This window comes from Paenibacillus sp. FSL W8-0919, assembly GCF_038003785.1.
Taxonomy (GTDB): Bacteria; Bacillota; Bacilli; order Paenibacillales; family Paenibacillaceae; genus Paenibacillus_AQ; species Paenibacillus_AQ lactis.
The window spans coordinates 4,678,419-4,698,674 of record NZ_JBBOPV010000001.1; the positions used below are offsets into that span (position 1 = coordinate 4,678,419).

General features: G+C 47.3%; 17 protein-coding genes and 1 pseudogene. 11 read left to right on the plus strand and 7 right to left on the minus strand.

Annotated elements, in window-relative coordinates; genetic code table 11:
• Window positions 1-109: 109 nt before the first annotated feature.
• Window positions 110-919, plus strand: a complete 810-nt coding sequence (locus NST44_RS21230) for an AraC family transcriptional regulator (protein ID WP_213614107.1) — start codon at window positions 110-112, stop codon at window positions 917-919.
• A 289-nt stretch (window positions 920-1,208) separates the two neighbouring features.
• On the opposite strand, the gene NST44_RS21235 is transcribed toward NST44_RS21230, so the two are convergent.
• A complete protein-coding gene (locus NST44_RS21235; RefSeq protein ID WP_244869113.1) occupies window positions 1,209-2,375 on the minus strand; it encodes a glycoside hydrolase family 27 protein in 1,167 nt (388 codons plus the stop codon).
• Between the two features lie 667 nt (window positions 2,376-3,042).
• Here NST44_RS21235 and NST44_RS21240 point away from each other — a divergent pair.
• The 3 genes from NST44_RS21240 to NST44_RS31110 all read left to right on the plus strand — a co-directional run bounded on the left by NST44_RS21240 (window position 3,043) and on the right by NST44_RS31110 (window position 4,608).
• Window positions 3,043-3,630 carry a sigma-70 family RNA polymerase sigma factor gene (locus tag NST44_RS21240; RefSeq protein WP_007131417.1) on the plus strand — a complete coding sequence of 196 codons (588 nt, stop codon included), beginning with the start codon at window positions 3,043-3,045 and terminating at the stop codon, window positions 3,628-3,630.
• Window positions 3,617-4,366, plus strand: a complete 750-nt coding sequence (locus NST44_RS21245) for a DUF3600 domain-containing protein (protein WP_007131416.1) — start codon at window positions 3,617-3,619, stop codon at window positions 4,364-4,366. The genes NST44_RS21240 and NST44_RS21245 overlap by 14 nt, the downstream gene beginning before the upstream one ends.
• A gap of 83 nt (window positions 4,367-4,449) precedes the next feature.
• On the plus strand, window positions 4,450-4,608 hold the full coding sequence (locus NST44_RS31110; protein ID WP_138919346.1) for a helix-turn-helix domain-containing protein: 159 nt from the start codon (window positions 4,450-4,452) through the stop codon (window positions 4,606-4,608).
• A 492-nt stretch (window positions 4,609-5,100) separates the two neighbouring features.
• Here NST44_RS31110 and NST44_RS21250 read toward each other — a convergent pair whose 3' ends face one another.
• The gene (locus NST44_RS21250; protein WP_007131415.1) at window positions 5,101-5,589 is read right to left on the minus strand and encodes a DUF3995 domain-containing protein; all 489 of its coding nucleotides are present in this window, start codon (window positions 5,587-5,589) and stop codon (window positions 5,101-5,103) included.
• 485 nt (window positions 5,590-6,074) lie between these two features.
• Here NST44_RS21250 and NST44_RS21255 point away from each other — a divergent pair, with 485 nt between their 5' ends.
• From NST44_RS21255 to NST44_RS21265, 3 genes are all read left to right on the plus strand, one after another.
• Window positions 6,075-6,461, plus strand: coding sequence for a hypothetical protein (locus NST44_RS21255; protein ID WP_210095505.1), 387 nt, complete (start codon window positions 6,075-6,077; stop codon window positions 6,459-6,461).
• 169 nt (window positions 6,462-6,630) lie between these two features.
• The gene (locus tag NST44_RS21260) at window positions 6,631-6,987 is read left to right on the plus strand and encodes a DUF6463 family protein (RefSeq protein WP_007131413.1); all 357 of its coding nucleotides are present in this window, start codon (window positions 6,631-6,633) and stop codon (window positions 6,985-6,987) included.
• 466 nt (window positions 6,988-7,453) lie between these two features.
• A complete protein-coding gene (locus tag NST44_RS21265; protein WP_244869112.1) occupies window positions 7,454-7,912 on the plus strand; it encodes a hypothetical protein in 459 nt (152 codons plus the stop codon).
• Between the two features lie 358 nt (window positions 7,913-8,270).
• On the opposite strand, the pseudogene NST44_RS21270 reads toward NST44_RS21265, so the two are convergent.
• From NST44_RS21270 to NST44_RS21290, 5 genes and pseudogenes are all read right to left on the minus strand, one after another.
• A pseudogene (locus NST44_RS21270) lies at window positions 8,271-8,459 on the minus strand (hypothetical protein); the annotation flags it as partial.
• A gap of 191 nt (window positions 8,460-8,650) precedes the next feature.
• A complete protein-coding gene (locus tag NST44_RS21275) occupies window positions 8,651-9,361 on the minus strand; it encodes a lipase family protein (RefSeq protein WP_028404304.1) in 711 nt (236 codons plus the stop codon).
• Window positions 9,362-9,496: 135 nt separating this feature from the next.
• Window positions 9,497-10,639 (minus strand): nitric oxide synthase oxygenase, encoded by a 1,143-nt coding sequence (locus tag NST44_RS21280; RefSeq protein WP_051425038.1) that lies wholly within the window; start codon window positions 10,637-10,639, stop codon window positions 9,497-9,499.
• A 222-nt stretch (window positions 10,640-10,861) separates the two neighbouring features.
• Window positions 10,862-12,361 (minus strand): malate:quinone oxidoreductase, encoded by a 1,500-nt coding sequence (locus tag NST44_RS21285; protein ID WP_028404302.1) that lies wholly within the window; start codon window positions 12,359-12,361, stop codon window positions 10,862-10,864.
• 344 nt (window positions 12,362-12,705) lie between these two features.
• Complete coding sequence (locus NST44_RS21290; protein ID WP_210095498.1) at window positions 12,706-15,633, minus strand: insulinase family protein; 2,928 nt, start codon at window positions 15,631-15,633, stop codon at window positions 12,706-12,708.
• 326 nt (window positions 15,634-15,959) lie between these two features.
• Here NST44_RS21290 and NST44_RS21295 point away from each other — a divergent pair, with 326 nt between their 5' ends.
• From NST44_RS21295 to NST44_RS21310, 4 genes are read left to right on the plus strand one after another with little or no spacing between them, the layout of a single operon-like run.
• Window positions 15,960-17,591, plus strand: coding sequence for a spore germination protein (locus NST44_RS21295; RefSeq protein WP_210095497.1), 1,632 nt, complete (start codon window positions 15,960-15,962; stop codon window positions 17,589-17,591).
• A 3-nt stretch (window positions 17,592-17,594) separates the two neighbouring features.
• Window positions 17,595-18,689, plus strand: coding sequence for a GerAB/ArcD/ProY family transporter (locus NST44_RS21300; protein ID WP_340900545.1), 1,095 nt, complete (start codon window positions 17,595-17,597; stop codon window positions 18,687-18,689).
• Window positions 18,686-18,895, plus strand: coding sequence for a CLC_0170 family protein (locus tag NST44_RS21305; protein WP_007131406.1), 210 nt, complete (start codon window positions 18,686-18,688; stop codon window positions 18,893-18,895). The genes NST44_RS21300 and NST44_RS21305 overlap by 4 nt, the downstream gene beginning before the upstream one ends.
• A 40-nt stretch (window positions 18,896-18,935) precedes the next feature.
• A complete protein-coding gene (locus tag NST44_RS21310; protein WP_213614105.1) occupies window positions 18,936-20,177 on the plus strand; it encodes a Ger(x)C family spore germination protein in 1,242 nt (413 codons plus the stop codon).
• The last annotated feature ends 79 nt before the right edge of the window (window positions 20,178-20,256 follow it).

Here is a 20,256-nt window from a genome sequence, read left to right on the forward strand (position 1 = left end):
TCTACTTCCATCATAAGCAACTTGAAGCTGTGTTTCCAGTAGGGAAAAGAAATAAAATATGATAGTAATATTTAATAATGACTGCATATGAACAAAGGAGAGGATCAGGTTGGGCTCATTATGGAAGGACAGGAGAAATGCCAGTCAAGTTTACTTTATCAGCGGCGGACATAAGCCGTGTAACACCCATCAATGGGGACCGGGGGTACGTGACGTTTATGCACTGCATTATATTATTCGGGGGCAAGGAACACTGGAGACAGGAGGCCGACGTTTTCGACTGAGCGCTGGGGAGAGTTTTATGATTTTTCCGCAAAAGGAAATCTATTACTACCCAAACCCTAACGATCCGTGGGAGTACGTGTGGGTTGAGTTCAGCGGGCAGGATGCCACGCAGATATTGGAATTGACACAACTTTCGATATCACAACCTGTTCTATCAGCTGCGCCAGAGACGCTGGAGCCGTGGTTTCATCTGGCCTGGAATGCGGGTGCATCGGCAAGTGAAGTGCTGCGGGCAGATGCACGTTTGCACCTGTTGCTATCCTATTACATGGAGTATTTTCCAAGCGAACGACAAGAGAAACCCAAAGATTACGTATGGCTGGCGAAAAGATATATTGAGCAAAATTACTGGAAGCCGTCCTTAACTGTTTCCGAGATTGTGCAGGCGGTGAATCTGGAGCGTAGTTACCTGTTTCGACGTTTTAAAGAAGCCACAGGTGAATCGGTATCGGCGTACATCATGTCATGCCGCATTTGTCGCGCCTGCGAGCTGCTGAAAACATCCGACTTAACCATTCAATCCGTAGCCTATTCAGTTGGTTATAATGACCCGCTTTATTTTTCCAAAGTATTCAAAAAAGCAACATCACATACGCCCTCAGCGTACATGATGCTGCATCAGAAAGACACCTAGCGATAATAGAGCATGGCACAAAGTAACCATAGCAAATGCCACAAAGACAAATTAACTGCACGGGATAATGATTAACAATATTTACGTTAACGAAAGAGGGCGCAGTTACCCGATTCTCGGAAATAACGAATCAGCTTCTCGATCGGCTCCCGTCCACAGTTCAGCTTCACACCGAGACAATCAATGCAGAGAAATTGCTGGGCAGCGCGCGAGATCAGTTTGATATAGATGCCGACATCGTCCGAGGAGAGGGGAACGGAACAGGAGGTGCACAGGCGGCTTTGAGCCATTACTTCACCAATTTGGCCCGGACGACGAGACAATCATGGGGCCCAACAACTGGTGCATAACGCTCGCGGAATATCCCCAGCTCCTTGTGCTCCCAGCAATCGTATAGTGATAGGGCATAACCGGCGGCGTAAGGCAGCCCCATATCCCAGAATTGAAGAGATAGCTCGCGCTGACTGTCGCTCAGGTTAAAGAAGCCGATGGCGAGATCTCCGTCTGTCAGCACCTTCACCAGCATGAATACATCGTCTGTGTGGAACCACTGCGGCTCGGGTTTGATGCGATAAGCTCCGCGAGCCTCCGCGTCCTGGTTGATGGCAAGCAGGTCCGGATTCAACAAAATATCCTTGGTAATCTGATTGGCTTTGCGTACGTCACATCCAATCATGAGCGGTGAACCCATCATGGACCAGAGCGAGAAGTGGGTTTTGTATTCAATGTCGTTACAGCCGCCAATCGTTCCGATAAAGTCGTTGTTGCTTCCACCGTACATGCCAACGATGAGCATGTCCATGTCATTATGGCAGAAGGAGCCGGTGTAGCTTTGTTTGCCGAGCTGAGAAAGAGCCAGTTCCTTGACCGATTCCCAGTTGTCGCGAATGTCACCGGTGGAGCGATACATATGAGCCCCTGATTCACGAATCCAGTCATATACATTGTCCTCTCCCCAGTTGCAGGCAGAGAACAGGATATCCCGTCCGCAGTTTTTGAGCGCAGGGCTCATGCGTTTGTATAACAGTTCGCCAGAGACATGACGCGGCTTGAAACAGTAGTCATATTTTAAATAATCCACGCCCCACTCGGCAAACAGCGCTGCATCCTGAAATTCATGCTCAAAGCTGCCTGGATAACCTGCACAAGTATGTGTACCGACACAGGAGTACATGCCGAACTTCAGGCCTTTATCGTGGATATAATCTGCAAGCGCCTTCATTCCACTCGGGAATTTCTCGGGATCTGCTACCAAATTGCCATCAGCATCCCGTTCCTTCAGGCTCCAACAATCATCGATGACGATGTATTCATAACCTGCTGCCAGATAACCCTCCGACACAAAGACGTCAGCGACGTCCCGGATTAATTGCTCATTGATATCCCATGTGAAGGTATTCCATGAATTCCAGCCCAGCGCAGGGGCTAATCCCATTAACGAATGGTTGCACATCATCTCGCTTCCTTCCTAATCCTGTTTTCAAAAGTTATGAACAGAGTGAACACAATTCTTATTTCAAAGTAGCTACAATGAACTTATACGAAAAATGCGTGTTCAGCCATAGATTGACGTTGCTTGAACATGGACAGATGTTGTCTGGGCATTCAACGAAAGCTATGCTTGCAATGGATATTGGTTGATCTCATATTACGAAAGGGCAGGGTAGTTTGGATGAATGAGCAAGAAAATGTGTACGATCAAATCAAGATACCCATTGGAAGGTATCTGAATAGCATTCAATGATTGAACTAACGGGATACGTTAGTTGAACTTTGCTCAGCTGATGATTCACAAAAAGCGATCCCCTTGTAGAGAAAGAGAGGGCCCGCTTATTTATGGCAACGAACATATACGCATAAAAGTCCGCATAAATAGCGGGCCTTTTGATTTATGAATATAAGCTTTTGTCCCAAGCCTGTGATAAGAAATTTTATCCTTAACTTCGGGCAGATTTTCTTATAAGGCATCTTGGTTTAACAATAACGCCAGCGGATATGCCGATATGCAGAAATTAATCATTTTCCGGTCACAGCTGAATATTTGTCCTATATTTTGAAATAATTCGAACGATATCAATAAAAATCACCAATAGATACTGTAAGACCGAAGGGGGAGGTGGAAGATGAATCATCTATCTGAATATGCAAGGCTTATCTCGCTTACGCTGGCCGGGAGCCGTGATGCGTTTGGTGAGTTATATGAAGCAACCATTAAGGACGTGTACAATACTGTTTATTTCCTTATTCGGGAACCGTCAGATGCAGAGGATGTCGTTCAGGAGATTTATATTCAAGTATACCGGTCTCTTAAAAAGTTTGACGTAAGCAGGCCGTTTCGGCCTTGGTTAATGGGAGTGGTCATGCGGCAAGTTCAGGCTTACCGCAGAAAGAGTTGGACACATGTGCGGATCATCAAAAAAGCTGAACGGACTGACCAAGCCGTGGTCTACGATTTCTCAAGTGAGGTGGTCAACAAAGTATCGAATCAATCGCTACTTGCATGCGTAAATCGACTTCCTTATAAGCTGAAGCTAGTAGTTATTCTGCATTATATGAATGATTACACGCAAGAAGAGATTGCAGCCATATTAGAAATCCCTCTTGGTACGGTAAAATCGCGGATTAATGCTGCTCTACAAAAGATGCGCAAAAAAAAGAAAAATAGCATTCTCGCTATGGGAAAGGTGGAGGAGCTTAATGAGTCTCGATGAAAGATTGAAAACTGCTTTTAAGGAAGAGATCAAAGAATGGAACGCACCAACGGAGCTCAAGGAAAAAATATTAAACAAAGTCGAACACATTCAGGGAGGAAGGCAAATGAAAAAATGGGTCGTTGTATGTATTTTGGCCGCTACATTGTTAATCCCAACAGGTGCTTTTGCCGGTTATAGCTACATAGCTGATTCCATCTATGGTTCACGGGAAAATATCGGAGTAACTCAAAAACAATATGATGAGCTGGAGGCAAAGCTGCAGACCGCTAAGCAAAACCTAAGTGAAGAGGAGTTTACAAAATGGAAGTCCTTACTAAAAGAATTGGGCACCCTTAATTTGAAAGTTGCCGATGCAAATGGGGATTTTAATTTTGAGAAATTAAGCGTAGGAGAGCAAAAAAACTATAGAAGGTTAACAACAGAGCTAGAGCCACTCTTTCGTAAATTAAATGAAGTTCAATCAACGAAGAGAGAAGTTAAACTTTTAGATAGCACTACTTTCTGGAATGAAGTGCTAGATCAAGCAGGGCAAATATTAAGCAAAGAAGAGTTTGATGAGTTTCAAAAATTAGTAAATGAATTAAAGGCTTATGAGGCCAAAACACTTGATCCGGATGGTAGTGTTCATATTGAACGGCTATCAAAGGAAGATCAAACGAATATAGAGCAAGTGGAACAGCAGTTGCAACCATTTTTTAAGAAGTTGGGCATTACAATTAAGCCGAAAGCTTGACCTCCACTTGTCGAGGAACAAGAACATGTACGCTTAAAAGTCCGCATAAATAGCGGGCTTTTTTGATTAGCGGCTTTAGCCAGTTGAACGTACTCAATCATTTGGCTCAATCAGACGCTTTTCTCATGGATACCGCTGCTTTGTTTAGGCTTCCGGACTTCTCCATGTTGTATTCCTGGCAGAGAAAGATGGAGACAGGCGGTTTAGAAGCCCTTGAGCAAAAAAAGAAAGGGCGTCAGTAGGAACTGTTAGCCAAGGGCCGGGAGACGGAATCTGAAGGAAGCCAGAGGCAAACCCCCGGTCTGACGAACAGAAATCACATAAAAGGCATGACGGGACGGACGAGCTTGCAATCCAAAGCAAAGTCCATTACTGCCCGAATCCCATCATGTAGTTGTGGCAGATGGATGATGGGAAGGTTATCGCTCTTACCCGGGGAGGTCTCACAGACGTGGAGATGGGAAAAAAATCCGAAAGACGGAGTAAAGCTTGCTGTGAGAAGTCAGCAGAGGCCATATTACCGGAAGTTTTTATTCGGGAAGGGCTGAACAATCGTAAGTCTTGAGAATACCCAAGCGCGCAGATTGGATCATTACAGCAATTCAATAACTATTAACTAGGATAGACTTTGCTCGCGATATCCATATTTCGGTTAGCCGATTTCGGGAGTACCACAGCATAGCAGGAGCAATTAGCGTAACTTAGGAAATCGTTAATTTGCCCGAAATAGAGAATTACAGTTCCGGCTGGCGGCGTTCCCCCGCTCTCGCCGACCGGCCGGCAACGAAATAAAGCAACCCGCCGATCATCCAGAACGGCTCCCAGAAGAAGAGGCGCCACCACGCCGAGTATGAGTCGATTGCTGGTAAATTCAGAACTCGAACCATCATGAGCAGTACTGCTACAAGGTTAAAAAGCCCATAGAGAAAAAGAAGCACACCGCCGGACATGGCAGCGATTCGAAACGCTCCTCCAATAAGCGCCTTGTTCCAGTTGATCTTCAATGCGAGTAAGACAAGTGCCCCTGCAACCTTAGCCACCGCCGTTAGCCACACGATAAAAATGAAGCCACCGTCGCGCAAAACGGCTTGCCGCGATATCTCCGGTCCGAGCGTGTTGACCCCCAGCATGCCGCCACTTGCCCAATAAAAACTCATCAAGGCAAACAGTAAAGACCAGACAATCCCCCAAGTAATCGGCCTTTGCTTCTGTTGAGTGGACATATCGACACCGCCTTATAATTACCAAAGTCTATTTCCCACACAAGATTTTATCCAATTGTGAAATAATATTCAATCTAGAAATTAAAATGTGCATTTCATGAAACATGTGAAAAATACATTCGCAAAACAATCACGGCTTTTGTGTCTTGACATTGCTACGAAAACGTATTAAATTGTGAAGAGAACTTACTACGATTTCGTATTAAAAAAAAAGGGGGGGTGTCGGTCGGGGTGGCGCTCCGATAAGCTCAATGCCCGTTATCGCAACAACCGTCCGGTAAAAAGTTTGAAGGGGGAAGTCTTTCAACTTGATTCTTTCTTATTCATAAATACTACGAATTCATACTAATAAGACTGAGCCCGCGCGATTGCTCCACAGTCCAAACTCGTTTGAACCGACCTCAAGTTCATCAACAACGTTGAACTTCCTGTAGAACAAGGTATATCGGATACATTATTATTGTTTCCTAGGGAGGAGAATTGAAATGAATTGGCAGGACATAGCATTAGTAATAGCGGGGATCATCGGAATTGGAGTGGCTTTGGTTCATGGAATTCTGATCCAACGTGGCATCGTTAGGCCGTTGGTGAAGCCGGATTCCCAATTCGCCAACGATAAAATTATCAAACGTATCATACCGGGGCTCATACAGTTCAGCACGTTCAACTGGATCCTCGGTGGCATCGCTTTGATCGCTTCCATCTGGTTCGAGCGGGATATCAGGCTCGTGACCGGTTTGCTCGTAGGCAGCTCCTATCTGTATGGCACTTTATTGAACTTTTGGGGAACACGCGGTCGACATCCGGCATGGTTGCTGTATGCAGTTGCACTAGTCTTGATCGCATTTGGTGTCACCAGCTCAAGTAGTTGATCCGAGTTAACAAATCCCATCCCGAAAGCTGCGAATACTAGCGCAAGCAGTCTTCAGTGAAATGTGTTACCGATCTCCTCGTCAATGTGCAATTTGATCACTTAGAAATGTCACGATCGATCTTGATCTGTGCTGCCGAAAGTGAAGGAGCAGGGGAAGGGAGGACACCATGATAAGTTGGGTAAAGCGCCTTGTCGGAATGATGCTGATGTTGACCGGATTACTTCATGTTATTTACGGTTTATTTGCTTACGCGAGTCAATTACAGCCCATCGTTACCGAAGGCTTGTGGAGTACAGTGGCTAATGATCAATGGGATCGCACCGCGTTCTGGTACATGATGTTCGGCTTCCTGCTAATGTTGCTTGGCTATATGATAGATTGGCTGATTAAAAAGAAGGGAATCGCTCCTCCCGCAATTTTCGGCTGGATGCTGCTGGTTATCTGTTTGTTCGGCGCCATCGTAATGCCGGCTTCGGGTTTTTGGCTTGGCTTGCCTCAGGCATGGCTGCTATTGCGAATGTGAAATGGCAAATCAAGCATTGACATTGTGCTTCAAAACGACGAGAAGGTTTTACGATTTTTTCCGAAGAAGGGGCTGGCTCGCAACTACTTTCACCCGCTGATAAGTTCGAATATGTCATGGAGAAATCGATTCGCCGGGATTAAACCTTGGAAGTGGCTATACGCGCGAACCATTTGTGCAATCTTACCAGCAACGAATTCTCTTGCGCGAATCAATTACAGCCAATGAGAGGTGCTAAGTAATGAAACGTAATGGTGATTCATCGTTCGCTAACGGCTGGAACATGTACGCCCACTTTACAAAAAAGTCACAATGGGTGGCTTATGTTGGTTGCATCTGAGCTCTCCTGTATGCGGTTTTCGTCCGATTCTATCAAGCAGCGGGAGGCACCATCGGCCTTTCGGCTCCGATTGTTGATCCCACCGGAGGCATTTATAAAGCAAGCTACGTCGTGGGCGTAATAATCATGTTGTGCGGATTTATCCTGTTGGGACTGGTTAAACCATGGGTGAGGGATGTTCCTTCATGGGTTCCATGGATCGGCGGTGCCAGCATTTACCGAGGATTTCTGTTATTTCCGACGCTCATCTGCTCTGTCTTTCTAATCGCCCATGGGGCTGCTGGAATCATAACAAGAGTCCTCTTTTTGGCAGGCCACATCACCTTGAAAATGCCGCAAGCCTTTAGCGGAGATGTGGATATGCGTGTCGATGCTTTTTGGGATTTGTTTGTATATCAACCATGGTTTTTCATCATGGGGATCTTGTCAGAATTATCAGCAGCTCATTATGTTCAAACGAGAGGCGTTGCGCTTTCTGCTCTGCGACGGGGCACACTGATATTCTCGTTGACCACCATTCTCGTTACTGCGATTTTTGTAGCAGCCATCGTTTTTGACTTTGTTGATAAACTAAGCTTTTTTTAAGAATTCGTCATACTGTTGGTCGATTTCCAGCGTGAAGTGAACCGCATTCACACGAAGAGTACAGACCGAAAAGCTTGCACTAACGAAAAACTTAGCTTGCGATAAAGATGAAGCTGTTGCTTTATGATCTTATTTGTCGAGGAACAAGAGCATATTTCTTGGAAAGTCGCTGATTTAGCGGCTTTTTTTGTTTTATCGGTACAAGTTCTTGTCCCGAGCTGTCTAATGACACAAAAGAGTCTATTTATTAGATAAGAAAGCTTGATTTATCAGGCTTTTTATTATTTTTGTAGCCATAATTGTGTCATTATAAAATGCACTAAAGTGGCCACATTGTAGGATTATGACATAAACTCGGCTACATTATAGGTGGCTTTGAAAAATATACATGTTCTTGTCCTATAATTTTAATAACGTAAATTTTTAGTGGTGTATTGCCAGTATTGATTACATTGTGCCATTTTCCTGCGGGTATCATAATGGCATAGTCATCAAATGCCATTTCTTGAAAATCTAATTTGTTTTTGCTATCACCCATTTGAACAAGCCGTCATTAGACACGAGCCGAGGACAAGAACTTGTACCGATTGCTTCTTGAAGTGACATATGTACAAAATACGAGTTTTGTGAAACAGATGTCAGTTTAAAAACGCCCTGAGCGTTTTTTAGTCATTTCACAGTCAATCCATCAGCCATGACTCATCCATGTTCATTCTTACTTTCATACCTCTTTCTTACTCAACCATCCGGACATAATTCATAAATCTTGGCAATCAGTTCCTCGGAGTTCGTTCGGAACGTTTCATTAGCGTCGGCCCAAGACGACTTTAAGAAATATGATGCGTGAAACCGCCAGCCTTGATGATCCGGATTAAAGTCCATTTGAATTTCGCGTCCAGGCTTACCGTTATATATTCTGGATCCTGGTTTGCGCCAGCTGCCGATTTGCGTGATTCTGTCTCGATTTTGGCCTGTTATATATGTAAAGTTCTCATTATATGGAATGTTCTTCAAATAAAATTTCGGGCAGCCCACAGCAAACACTCGAATCTGCTGATCTCCGTAGTGTTCTTGCAACTCAAGCCCAGTCCGGTATGCGATCACGCCGCCGGCGCTGTGACCGATCAGAATCAACCGTTCCACATCGGCTGCATGCGCCCGTATGATGTGTGATGCTTCCTTAACTCGGCGCGATTGATCACGAACCAAGTCATAGCCTGCTTGACTCAATTGACGGGTCAACAGACGGATTAAAGCCGAACCTTGCTTGCCGTTGGCCAAACCATAGGGGAAAATCATCACAATTTTAGCATGACGAAATCTTTTCGCAATCTCATTGGCTGCGTCTTCAAAGTTATTCCGATATGTCAGGATACCGGCAAAAAAACACACCAGGGTGCGACACTTCTCCGTGCATGTGCTGCTTGGCGATATGTAAGCCTCTGTCATGATTTCCCCCTACTTAATTTATCGACTCATTATGTGAAATTTATAACAATCCTTACTTATAAACGTTTAAACGCTGCCGATTGCCGGTACGCTATGCAACTGTCCCTTAATCTAGAGTTTATCACGCCATATTTACTAAAGCATTGTTTCATTCGAGCTTGAATCCGAATCTCTATAGAAAAAATTAGGCGTCACGATCCGATTGTCATATGAACGATGAAAGATATGTGTCGTGGCGGGCGACAGCGGCGGAATAAGCCACGTCCAGTCCCCTGTTACCGGACAGCCTCTCTTATCCTCATTTGACTCGAAGCGTTTAAATTGCTTGGCAGCTGTATGATGATCTACAATCGTAACCCCATTCTTCTTATAAGAGTACAAAACAGCCACATTCAATTCAACAAGCGCACGATCGCGCCATAGCGTAGATTCATGCGTTGCAGGCAGCCCCATGATCTCGGATAGTGCCGGCAGCAGGTTATACCTCTGCTCATCCGCCAAGTTGCGAGCGCCAATCTCCGTTCCCATGTACCAACCGTTGAAAGGAGCCGCCGTATAAGAAATACCACCAATTTCAAGCCGCATGTCGGACACAATCGGCACTCCGTACCACCGAATGCCGAGCTCCTGCAACTGCGGGTATTCCGGGTGTTCAATCGGCACCTCGAGCACAAGCTCCTTGGGGATATCAAACCAACGGGGTTCCTTTCCTTGTGCGCTTATCACCAGCGGCAACACATCGAATGGCGTTTTCTTTCCCTCCCAGCCGAGCGAATGACATAACGATGTCAACGCAAGCGAATCCGGGTCCCCAACCATCCCATCATCCGTCTCATAGCCAGCATATCGTATAAGCTGACGATTCCATATTCGCGCATCGGATTTATGCTTCAGAGGATCTGCCGGTCTAAAAACGGTTATTGCAGGACGGATTTGGCCGCCATTCGTAGCGTATGCTATATGCTTGAACAAAGCATCCGCCATCTCCTCATCGGTAGTGACATGACGGGCATCAAACACGGTAAGTCCTTCCCAAAACAAGCGGCCAATGCAGCGATTGCTGTTTCTCCAAGCCATGCGGCAGCCATGGGTTAACTCCTCATAGGTATGCTCGTATGTACCCGACTCCATGATTTGCGTTTGTACTTCAGCCAGGCGTTGATTCAATTCAGCTTCCGGTTTATGTAATTCAGTGTAACATGCTTGTATAAAATGGGCGGCCTCAAGCTTAAGCCGTTCCAGACCCAATCCGTGTTCTTGTACCTGTACCAAAATCATCTTGCTCCTCTCATCGCTCCTCAAGCCTTCAGGAATATACTACCTTGAAGTCCAGCCAACGATCAAACCCATCCGCCTATTGTTCGGATTTTGCTCACATCTAGTCATCTCATCAAGCACAATACAAAAAAAGAACCTCAATCCAAAGACGGATTAAGGTTCTTCTGTGAACCGATCATCAATGAAAATTGAGAGATCGATCTCATCAATATAATTAAAGAATTAACTATGGACGAGTTCTTTTTCGCTTAGACCAAGCGTCTTCGCAGTGGAGTGATGAATTTCTTGCAGCAGCTCAGGCTGATCCACGAGGGATACACCGTAAGAAGGAATCATTTCTTTAATCTTCGGCTCCCACTCCTTCATATGCTGAGGGAAGCACTTCTGCAGCACTTCCAGCATAACGTGAACGGCCGTGGAAGCACCTGGCGAAGCGCCGAGCAATGCAGCGATCGAGCCGTCAGAAGCGCTAATGACTTCCGTACCGAATTGGAGCGTGCCTTTGCCGGCGTCCGTATCCTTGATAACCTGTACCCGCTGACCTGCTACGACAATTTCCCAATCCTCGCTCTTGGCGTTCGGGATGAACTCCCGCAACTCCTCCATTCGTTTTTCATTGGATAGCAGCACTTGCTGGATCAGGTATTTCGTCAGCGCCATCTCTTTAACGCCGGCTGCCAGCATTGTGAGCAGATTGTTCGGTTTAACGGAACGGATCAGGTCAAGATTGGAGCCCGTCTTCAGGAACTTCGGCGAGAAGCCGGCAAAAGGTCCAAACAGCAGGGTTTTCTTATTGTCGATGTATCTTGTATCCAGATGCGGAACCGACATTGGAGGAGCGCCAACCTTGGCTTTCCCATATACCTTGGCATGATGCTGCGCGACAACCTCCGGATTGTTGCATACCATGAATAGGCCGCTTACCGGGAAACCGCCGATATGCTTGGATTCGGGAATGCCCGTCTTCTGCAGTAAAGGCAGACTGCCTCCGCCTCCGCCGATGAAGACAAATTTCGCCGTATGCTCCTCTACTGAACCGGTGTCGATATTACGAACTTTAAGTTTCCAAGAACCGTCGCTGGTTCGTTTAATATCCTTCACCATATGCTTGTAGTGAACCTCAACGTTGTGACTCTTCAAATGGTCGAACAGCATGCGCGTTAAAGCGCCAAAGTTAACGTCCGTTCCGGAATCAATTTTGGTGGCCGCCATCGGTTCGCTGGAAGTCCGTCCTTCCATGATCAGCGGAATCCATTCCTTCAGTTTCTTCGGATCTTCGGAGTATTCCATTCCTTGAAACAATGGATTGTTTGACAGCGCTTCAAAACGTTTCTTTAAAAAGCTAACATTGCTCTCCCCTTGCACCAAACTCATATGAGGAATAGGCATAATAAAGTCCTGCGGATTGCGGATCAGATTGCTGCTAACCAGATAAGACCAGAACTGACGTGAAAGCTGAAACTGCTCATTAATTTTAATCGCTTTGCTGATATCTATAGATCCATCAGGTTTTTCGGATGTATAGTTAAGCTCGCACAACGCAGCATGTCCCGTGCCTGCATTATTCCATTCGTTGGAGCTCTCTTCCCCTGGACTTGCCAGTTTCTCAAATACGCTGATTTCCCACTCCGGCGCCAGCTCTTTCAGTAATGCTCCCAATGTCGCGCTCATGATTCCGGCACCAATTAAGATGACGTCTGTTTTTTTCTGAATGCTGCTCATGATATCCTTCCTTATCCACTATATTTGCAAAAAAAGAGTAGGCGCCGCCGCTTATAAAATCTAAGCAAAACGTCACCTCAACAAAGAACCAGTTCCGATGTAATGATCACCATATCATTCTAGTCTATTATAAATATTTATAGATTAAAATATCTACTACTATCTGATAATTATAAACGATTTCATGCTAGGGACAAGAACTTATCACATAAAATCACAAAAGCCGCCGATTTTTGGCGACTTTTGATCGATATATATGATCGATAGACATCTCAACCTGTGGTTGATCGACGGCATGTGATAAGGTGTAGAGCGTTTAGACCCGCAAAGCATTGCCCCCCTAATTACTTCTCAAACAAAGGAAGAACTTGGTGGAAAAGCTGCCTCTGGGCTTCTACGCTGTCTTCATTCCCAACCGTGCACTTACTCCCCAGTTCGAGAACCGATTCAACAAGCGGAGCAAGACCCGCAACGTCTTCCGCCGTTGTATTCAGCACCTCGTCCCTTTCTCTCTGCAAATCATCATCATCAAACTCGGAAAGATACGAGGCCAGCGCGTTCGCAGAAGCAGCTGCCGGGCTGTTCGCAGGCTCTAGTTCCCGGATCGCACCGATGATATAACGTGTCATCTCCTGGTCACTCGCCTTAAAGCTGCGTAAATAATCGGGGATTTGCGCATAAACCTCATATGTTCGAGCAAGGTTCGGATCCCGGTAGGATACCATATAGCTGTTACCGTCCCGCTGGAATCCGGTCATGCAGCCATAAGCTCCGCCCTTTACCCGGATCTGGTTCCATAAATAATCATAGGATAGAATCATTTTCAGTACGCGCAAAGATCCGGAATATTGATATCCCTTATCGATAAAGTTGCCTGTCTGGGCTGCATATTGGACCTCGGACGATGTCTTGAAGCCTTCATTGCGAAACTCCGGCGTGAAAATCACCGTATCCCGCTGCACCGGGTGATGAAACAGCTTCCCTTTAAACGCAGCCGCCAGGGGCTTTACCCTTGCTATGCCTTCTTGCTCTGCCGTATAGCTTACCAGCAGATTTTCAGGTCTGAAGATACAGCCGGCCAGCTCCTTCAACCGATGAATAAGCCCCTCCTTCTCCTCGTCAAAATGGCTCTCCAAATGCTCCAGCAGCCGGTAGTGCGAAATCCCGCCCACCCTATCGCGGAAACTGTACACGGCGGAATGATAGGACAACGCCCGCTCCCTTGCCGCCAAATGACCCGATGAAATCAGCTTCCGCTGTTCGCTGGATTTGAGCTGTGCGATCAACTCATACAGCCGTTTGGTATCGTCGAATTTCGAGGACAGGATCATTTCCTGGATCAATTCGAACGCGGAGCTCAGCTGACTGTACAGCACCTTCGCTTGAAATTCAAATACGGCTTTATAGCCATTAACCTGCTTTGTACTGCCGTATGCGTCGATGCTCGTGTGGATCCCGCCTGTATGAATATTAATCCGATTGGCCAGTTGATGGTAGCTGAAGCGCTCTGTGTCGACGGATCCGATTACCCCCTCCAATACGCCGGCATAGGCAAGTAATTCCTGTGGAACGTTCGACAGATCAAAGCATAACCGCAAATAACCGATTCCGTTTGTGAACAGTGGGTGATATAAGATCGTGGTATCGTCCAATCGATCAAGCTCCAGGCCGAGCTTTGGCGATTTCGGATCCAAATCCTCCCGCGAAAGCAAGGGGATCGTTGCCGACTGCTCCTTCGTCGAAGGTTCATTCTGGTATGCCTTAAGAGCCTTGGTGCGATCGACGAGCTGCTGCAGCTCATCCGGGTTCAACTGATCCCGGTAAGTTTGAAGACGAGCTCTGAGCTTCTGCTCTTTTTTGATGCTCAGCCCGCTTTCCGGAACGACAGAGACAATGGATGCATGCGTATTTCGGATCAAATACCGCTCAATCAGCCCCTCGAAATACCGTTTATCCATGTTTTCTCTGAGCCGGTTAAAGATATGATGATTTTCCAAATGTACAAATGGAGCGTTATCATCATAAAGCCAGCTCCCGAGCGCTTGCAGCGCATAACTTAAGCCCTTCGGGTAACGGCCGAAATCGGCTTCGCGGTATTGAAATTCGTATAGGCTGATGCCGGCAAGCAGTGAATCCCTGTCGATACCATTGCTTACCAGGTCATTCAATACATTCGTAATCGTATCGACGAATTGATCCCGATCCCTCTGATTGCTCCCCTTCGCAACGATGCTGAAGAACGGCTGATAGACTCGGCTCTGATAGGTTCCATACACTTCCTTCGCAATCCCTTGGTCCAGGATGGATTGTCGAAGCGGGGCGCCTTGCGATCCCAGCAGCGCATAATGCAATATTTGAAAAGCGATCGTCAGCTCAGGATCCAGGCTCGTTCCAATCACCGCATTATACGTCAAATAAGAGCGATTCTCCTCCGATTCTCCGCTTCCGATCGGGTACGTCCTCACGGCTTCTGCCCGTTGATGAAACGGAGCTTGAAGCGCGATGTCCGAAGCTGCGTCAGCACGGTCATAATGAGCAAGATACGCCTCGTCAAGCCACTTTAGCTTTCCCTCCATATCCATGTTTCCATATAAATAAATGTAGCTGTTGGAAGGATGGTAATATTTCGAGTGATACGCCAGCAGCTCCTGGTATTGCAGGTTAGGAATATCGTCCGGATGTCCGCCGGATTCATAGGAGTAGATCGTATCCGGAAACAGCGTGTTCAACACGGACCGGTATACGACCCGTTCAGGCGCGGAAAAGGCGCCCTTCATTTCGTTGTACACGACACCGTTATATTTAAGCTCCGCATCCACCGCTTCCAGATTGTAATTCCAGCCCTCCTGAAGAAATATTTCTTCTTGATGGTGAATATTGGGATGAAGAACCGCATCCATGTAAACATCCATCAGGTTCTGGAAGTCTTGATCATTTCGGCTCGCTACCGGATAAATCGTTTTATCCGCGAAGGTCATCGCATTCAGAAAGGTGTTCAAGGAGCCCTTAGCCAGTTCTACAAAAGAATCCTTGGCAGGAAACTTGCGTGACCCGCAAAGAACGGCATGCTCCAAAATATGCGTTAGCCCCGTATTGTCAACCGGCGGCGTCCGAAATCCGATCGTAAATACTTTATTCTCATCGTCATTCGAGAGCAGAATGATTCTGGCCCCGCTGCGCTTGTGCTCAAGCAAGGCTCCATCCGACTGGATATCCTTCAGTCTTCGATGCTGCAATACTTGATATGACGTTAATGAATCCAGTGTCTTCATAATCGTAACCTCCATGACCGTCTCCATGTTGAGTACGGTAATTTGTATGTTTCATTTTTTATTATTCCGTGATCGGGTGCAGCCTCCCCTTCCATATAAACATTCGACATGTCTGCCGCAGCTCCTCCGCTCATCTCTACCGATGAGGAGCGTCTTGGGCATCGTTATATACAAGAATCCCATATGTGTCATCTAAGGTTAAGTGATTCAACCCGCTCTCGATGGGTTCACTACCACAATTGATAAAAATTACAAACAGTGGAAATACTGAGTCAAAATATTCAATTGCTATGAGCACCGTTAAATCGGGAAAGGTGTGAACATCCATGTCTTTTTCCAAATGGCAGGGGTCCAACCGGTCAAGAAAGGGTAAATCCGCTGACAAACCGGTGACAAAGCAGGTAGAGGGTCGGAACATCTCCGAAAGTCTAGAGGAAACGACGTCAAGCATCAAGGATCTCCTCGGGGGCAGCGACGATTTTATCGTCCATTCCTTCCAGATATTCGGACAGCATGGTGCGGTCCTGTTTTATTTCACCGATATTACGGACCATGTCGTGATCAATAATACAATATTGAAGCCGCTCAAGTACGGTCCCCCCCATATCGATGTGGAGAGCATCCCGCTTCATGCGCTGAGGGATACATTATTAGAGGATACGCTTTATCATAGCGAAGGATTCGCCGAACGAAATATTTCAATACTAATTGACAGTCTGCTGCGCGGGCAATCCGTCGTCGTCATCGATGGGCTGAACGAGGCAATCGTCATCGAAACCCGTAAGATTTCCCAGAGATCGATCGAACAGCCAGCCACGGAACAAGTCATTCGAGGGGCCCGGGAAGGCTTCATTGAATCCTTGGGAACGAATATCTCCCTTCTTCGATACCGTCTGCAGACGCCGGATTTCCGGGTGAAATCCATGCAGATCGGAACGAAGACCAAATCCAAGGTTGCCGTCTGTTACATGGAGGGCATCACCAATCCGGGCATTGTTCAAGAAGTAAATAAACGCCTATCCACCATCGATATTGATGCCGTGCTCGATGCCGGCTACTTGGAGCAATTTATTGAAGACAACCACTGGTCGCCGTTTCCCCAGATTCAATATACGGAGCGGCCGGATAAAGTCGTAGCCAATCTGCTCGAAGGAAGAGTAGCTATTATGGTGGATGGATCACCGATGGCTCTCATCGTACCGACCGTCTTTAGCCAGTTCTACCAGACCGTCGAAGACTATACCGAACGGTATGTCTTGATGAGCGCGATCCGGATGTCCAGGCTCGTTGCCCTTATCTTCTCATTAGTCTTCCCTTCGCTATATGTAGCGATCATTTCATTCAATCCGGAATTGATCCCTACCGAATTTGCCGTTGCGGTAGCGGGCGGACGAGCAGGTGTACCTTTTCCAGCGGTCATTGAAGTGTTGGTCATCGAAATTTCCATGGAGGTTTTGCGTGAAGCGACGATTCGTCTGCCACAGCAGGTTGGCGGTGCCTTATCGATCGTTGGGGTGCTCGTCATTGGACAGGCTGCGGTTGCTGCAGGCTTCTCAAGCCCGATCACCGTCGTCATCATTGCTCTGACAACCATCGGGTCATTCGCTACACCCGCATACAATGCAGCGCTCGCACTCCGGATTCTGCGGTTCCCATTAATCATTTTGGCCGGCGTGTTCGGTCTCTATGGCGTTATGGTCGGGCTTATTCTCATTACGAATCACCTGCTGTCGCTCAAATCGTTTGGCGTTCCTTACTTGAGCCCTTTCGTTCCGGGCAACGTTCAGGGCATGCGCGATTTGCTGACGCGAGGACCACTGTGGAAAATGAAGAACAGGCCTTCCTTCCTCCACACGCAGGACATCACAAGATTGGGCGACAACATGATTGACCAAGTCGATCATGCTTCAAATAACATCATGAGTTCCACCCATCCTAACGGAGAAAAGGGGCGTTAAACGATGAATAATCAGCGCCAAGTAACCGTATTGCAGGCATCGGCAATCACGATCAGCACGATCGTGGGGGTCGGCGTCCTAGCACTCCCTCTTGGGGCGGCACGCGCAGCGGACGCCGGAGCCCCACTTGTCACATTTTTGGGGATGGCGCTCGCCTTTGTCGGTTTATTTTTCATGACCCGCCTGGGCATGCGATTCCCCAATGATTCGTACATCCAATATAGTGAAGTCATCATGGGCAGGTGGCTCGGCACGATTGGAAACCTTGTATTCATCGTCTTCTTTGGCGTATTGTGCTCGCTGGTGGCAAGAGAATTCGGTGAGGTTGTCGTCACAGCCGTGCTCAAGAATACGCCGCTGGAAGTGACCGTACTCGTGATGCTGCTTCTGGCAGCCCTCTCCTCACGCAAGAACATCATGTCTTTTGCCTACATCCACTTATTTTACAGCCCATTTATTCTCGTACCCGCATTGCTGATTGTCGCCCTTTCCTTAAAGAGCGCCAACATCATCAACGTGCTTCCGGTCTGGGGGAACGACCCGAGCGGGATCCCAATGGGGATCATTACGCTCTCCACGATGTTTCAGGGTTACTTTATTATGATGATGGTCATCCCCGCCATGTGCAGACCCGAGAAGGCGATGCGGGCAAGCTTTTGGGCAATGCTGGTGACGGGCTTGCTGTATACATTGATCGTTATCGCAACCGTCGGCGTGTTCGGTGCGGAAGAAACGAAGACACTGCTCTGGCCGACACTCGAGCTGGCCAAGGCGACCTCACTGCCCGCCAATGTGCTGGAGCGCTTGGATGCAGTATTTCTTGCCGTATGGGTTACGGCCGTATTTACCTCCTTGTTCTCTTGTTATTACTTTACCATCTATTCGATTAGCAAGATGTTGAAGCTGGCTGATCAAGGGATGCTGTCTTTTTTCATACTACCGATCTTGTTCGTGCTGGCGATGCTTCCCCAGAGCTTGCTTCAATTAAATGAATGGAATGCCGTCATATCCAAGTTCGGACTGCTGATAACCATTGTGTACCCAGGCGTGCTGCTGACGATCTCGAAGCTGCGCAAAAAAAGAGGTGCTTCCCGATGATCGGTGAAATCTACAGCGGTTATCTGTATGTCGCCATTGCGATTTGGATCTTGACCGGGTTATTTAATCTTGTTGTCGATACCCGCAAATATGATCAATCGAAGATGGACAAGGAGAAGAAAGTATCGCGCGTCCTAGGCTGGATCAACATCGTGTCAGGCATCGTCATTTTTTTGGGGGCTATGACGTTAAAAATCATTTTATGAGCGTGACGATATGGATCAATCCCGGGGAAGGAAGATTTCTATGAGAGAACATGCATCCGTAGATTACAAGCTGAGCATCATCATGACCCTTCTCCTCCTAGCGTCGCTGCTGACAGGCTGTTGGGATCGCATGGAGCTTGAGGAGCGTGCCGTCGTCCTTGGCATATCCATAGACACCGCCGGGCCGGATGCGGCGAAGAAGGAAGACGAGGTATCCCACCTCATGGGGAAATATCCCGCTCCGAAACAGAGCATGATTCAGTTGTCCGTGCAGATCGCTCTGCCGGGGCGCATCCCCCTCGGGCCTGGCGAGAGCGGCGGCAGCAGCGACGGTGGTGGAAAACAGACCGTGTGGGTGCTCAGTGTCGTCGGTCATACGATCGATGATGCCATGATGAACTTACAGCAGCAGATATCGGGAAAATTGTTTTTCGGCCACCTCCGTGTCATCGTCATCTCCGAGGAAATTGCGAGGAAAGGTATCCAAAATATAAACGATTATCTTCATCGCAATGCGGAAGTACGCCGAATGGCATGGATGATGGTGTCGAAAGGAAAAGCAAAGGCGCTGATGGAAGCTGCTCCGAAATTGGAGCGCGTTCCGACGCTGTACTTGGCATCCACGTTAGACGATGCTGTTAGGCATGGGAAATTCCCGACCAATTACATTGGAACGTTCTGGAGCAATTCCTCGAAGAAGGGTCAAGAAGGATTCCTCCCTTACATTCAAATCATGGAAGGCGAGAATGTTCAAATCAGCGGGATCGCTTTCTTTAAGGGGGCCAGGATGGTCGGCACGACGAAGCCGTTTGAAATTGCCGGATATTTGGTCATCAAAGGAATCAGCCCGGCGGGTTACCGGGGAATCATCCATTTAGGCGATGACTCGCAAATCGTTACCATTCATGCGACCAACCGGGAAGCAACAACGACCGTTAAAATTAAGGACGGCGTTCCCCATTTTACGATCACGGCGATGACGGAGGTCAATGTCGAAGAGAAAAATGAAGAGGTAATCCCGATCAATTCGTCGCGAATCCTCGAGGAAATCGGCAAAGAAAATGAGCGTTCTGTCAAAGAGCTGGTCCTCGGGCTTCTGCGAAAGACCCAGGAGAAGGAATCGGACATCTTCGGATTCGGCGAACTCGTACGGGCAACAAAGCCGACGTATTGGAATCGGAACGTTCGGACGGCCGACCGGTGGCAAAAGCTCTATAAGGAATCTACGTTCGAAATCCATGTGACATCAAAAGTTCGCAGAGTCGGAATGAAAGCAGAGTAAGGGTTTTCCGACCAAAGCGTATACCGGCTGAGCTCTGAATTCGGATCTTCCTGTGCTTTAGGCGCAACTGTACTCTAAG

Bases quoted from the DNA above. Each gene is read 5' to 3' on its own strand.
- NST44_RS21235 (WP_244869113.1), bottom strand. From the start codon at position 2,375: ATGATGTGCAACCATTCGTTAATGGGATTAGCCCCTGCGCTGGGCTGG.
- NST44_RS21240 (WP_007131417.1), top strand. From the start codon at position 3,043: ATGAATCATCTATCTGAATATGCAAGGCTTATCTCGCTTACGCTGGCC.
- NST44_RS21245 (WP_007131416.1), top strand. From the start codon at position 3,617: ATGAGTCTCGATGAAAGATTGAAAACTGCTTTTAAGGAAGAGATCAAA.
- NST44_RS21250 (WP_007131415.1), bottom strand. From the start codon at position 5,589: ATGTCCACTCAACAGAAGCAAAGGCCGATTACTTGGGGGATTGTCTGG.
- NST44_RS21255 (WP_210095505.1), top strand. From the start codon at position 6,075: ATGAATTGGCAGGACATAGCATTAGTAATAGCGGGGATCATCGGAATT.
- NST44_RS21260 (WP_007131413.1), top strand. From the start codon at position 6,631: ATGATAAGTTGGGTAAAGCGCCTTGTCGGAATGATGCTGATGTTGACC.
- NST44_RS21265 (WP_244869112.1), top strand. From the start codon at position 7,454: ATGTTGTGCGGATTTATCCTGTTGGGACTGGTTAAACCATGGGTGAGG.
- NST44_RS21275 (WP_028404304.1), bottom strand. From the start codon at position 9,361: ATGACAGAGGCTTACATATCGCCAAGCAGCACATGCACGGAGAAGTGT.
- NST44_RS21280 (WP_051425038.1), bottom strand. From the start codon at position 10,639: ATGATTTTGGTACAGGTACAAGAACACGGATTGGGTCTGGAACGGCTT.
- NST44_RS21285 (WP_028404302.1), bottom strand. From the start codon at position 12,361: ATGAGCAGCATTCAGAAAAAAACAGACGTCATCTTAATTGGTGCCGGA.
- NST44_RS21290 (WP_210095498.1), bottom strand. From the start codon at position 15,633: ATGAAGACACTGGATTCATTAACGTCATATCAAGTATTGCAGCATCGA.
- NST44_RS21295 (WP_210095497.1), top strand. From the start codon at position 15,960: ATGTCTTTTTCCAAATGGCAGGGGTCCAACCGGTCAAGAAAGGGTAAA.
- NST44_RS21300 (WP_340900545.1), top strand. From the start codon at position 17,595: ATGAATAATCAGCGCCAAGTAACCGTATTGCAGGCATCGGCAATCACG.
- NST44_RS21305 (WP_007131406.1), top strand. From the start codon at position 18,686: ATGATCGGTGAAATCTACAGCGGTTATCTGTATGTCGCCATTGCGATT.
- NST44_RS21310 (WP_213614105.1), top strand. From the start codon at position 18,936: ATGAGAGAACATGCATCCGTAGATTACAAGCTGAGCATCATCATGACC.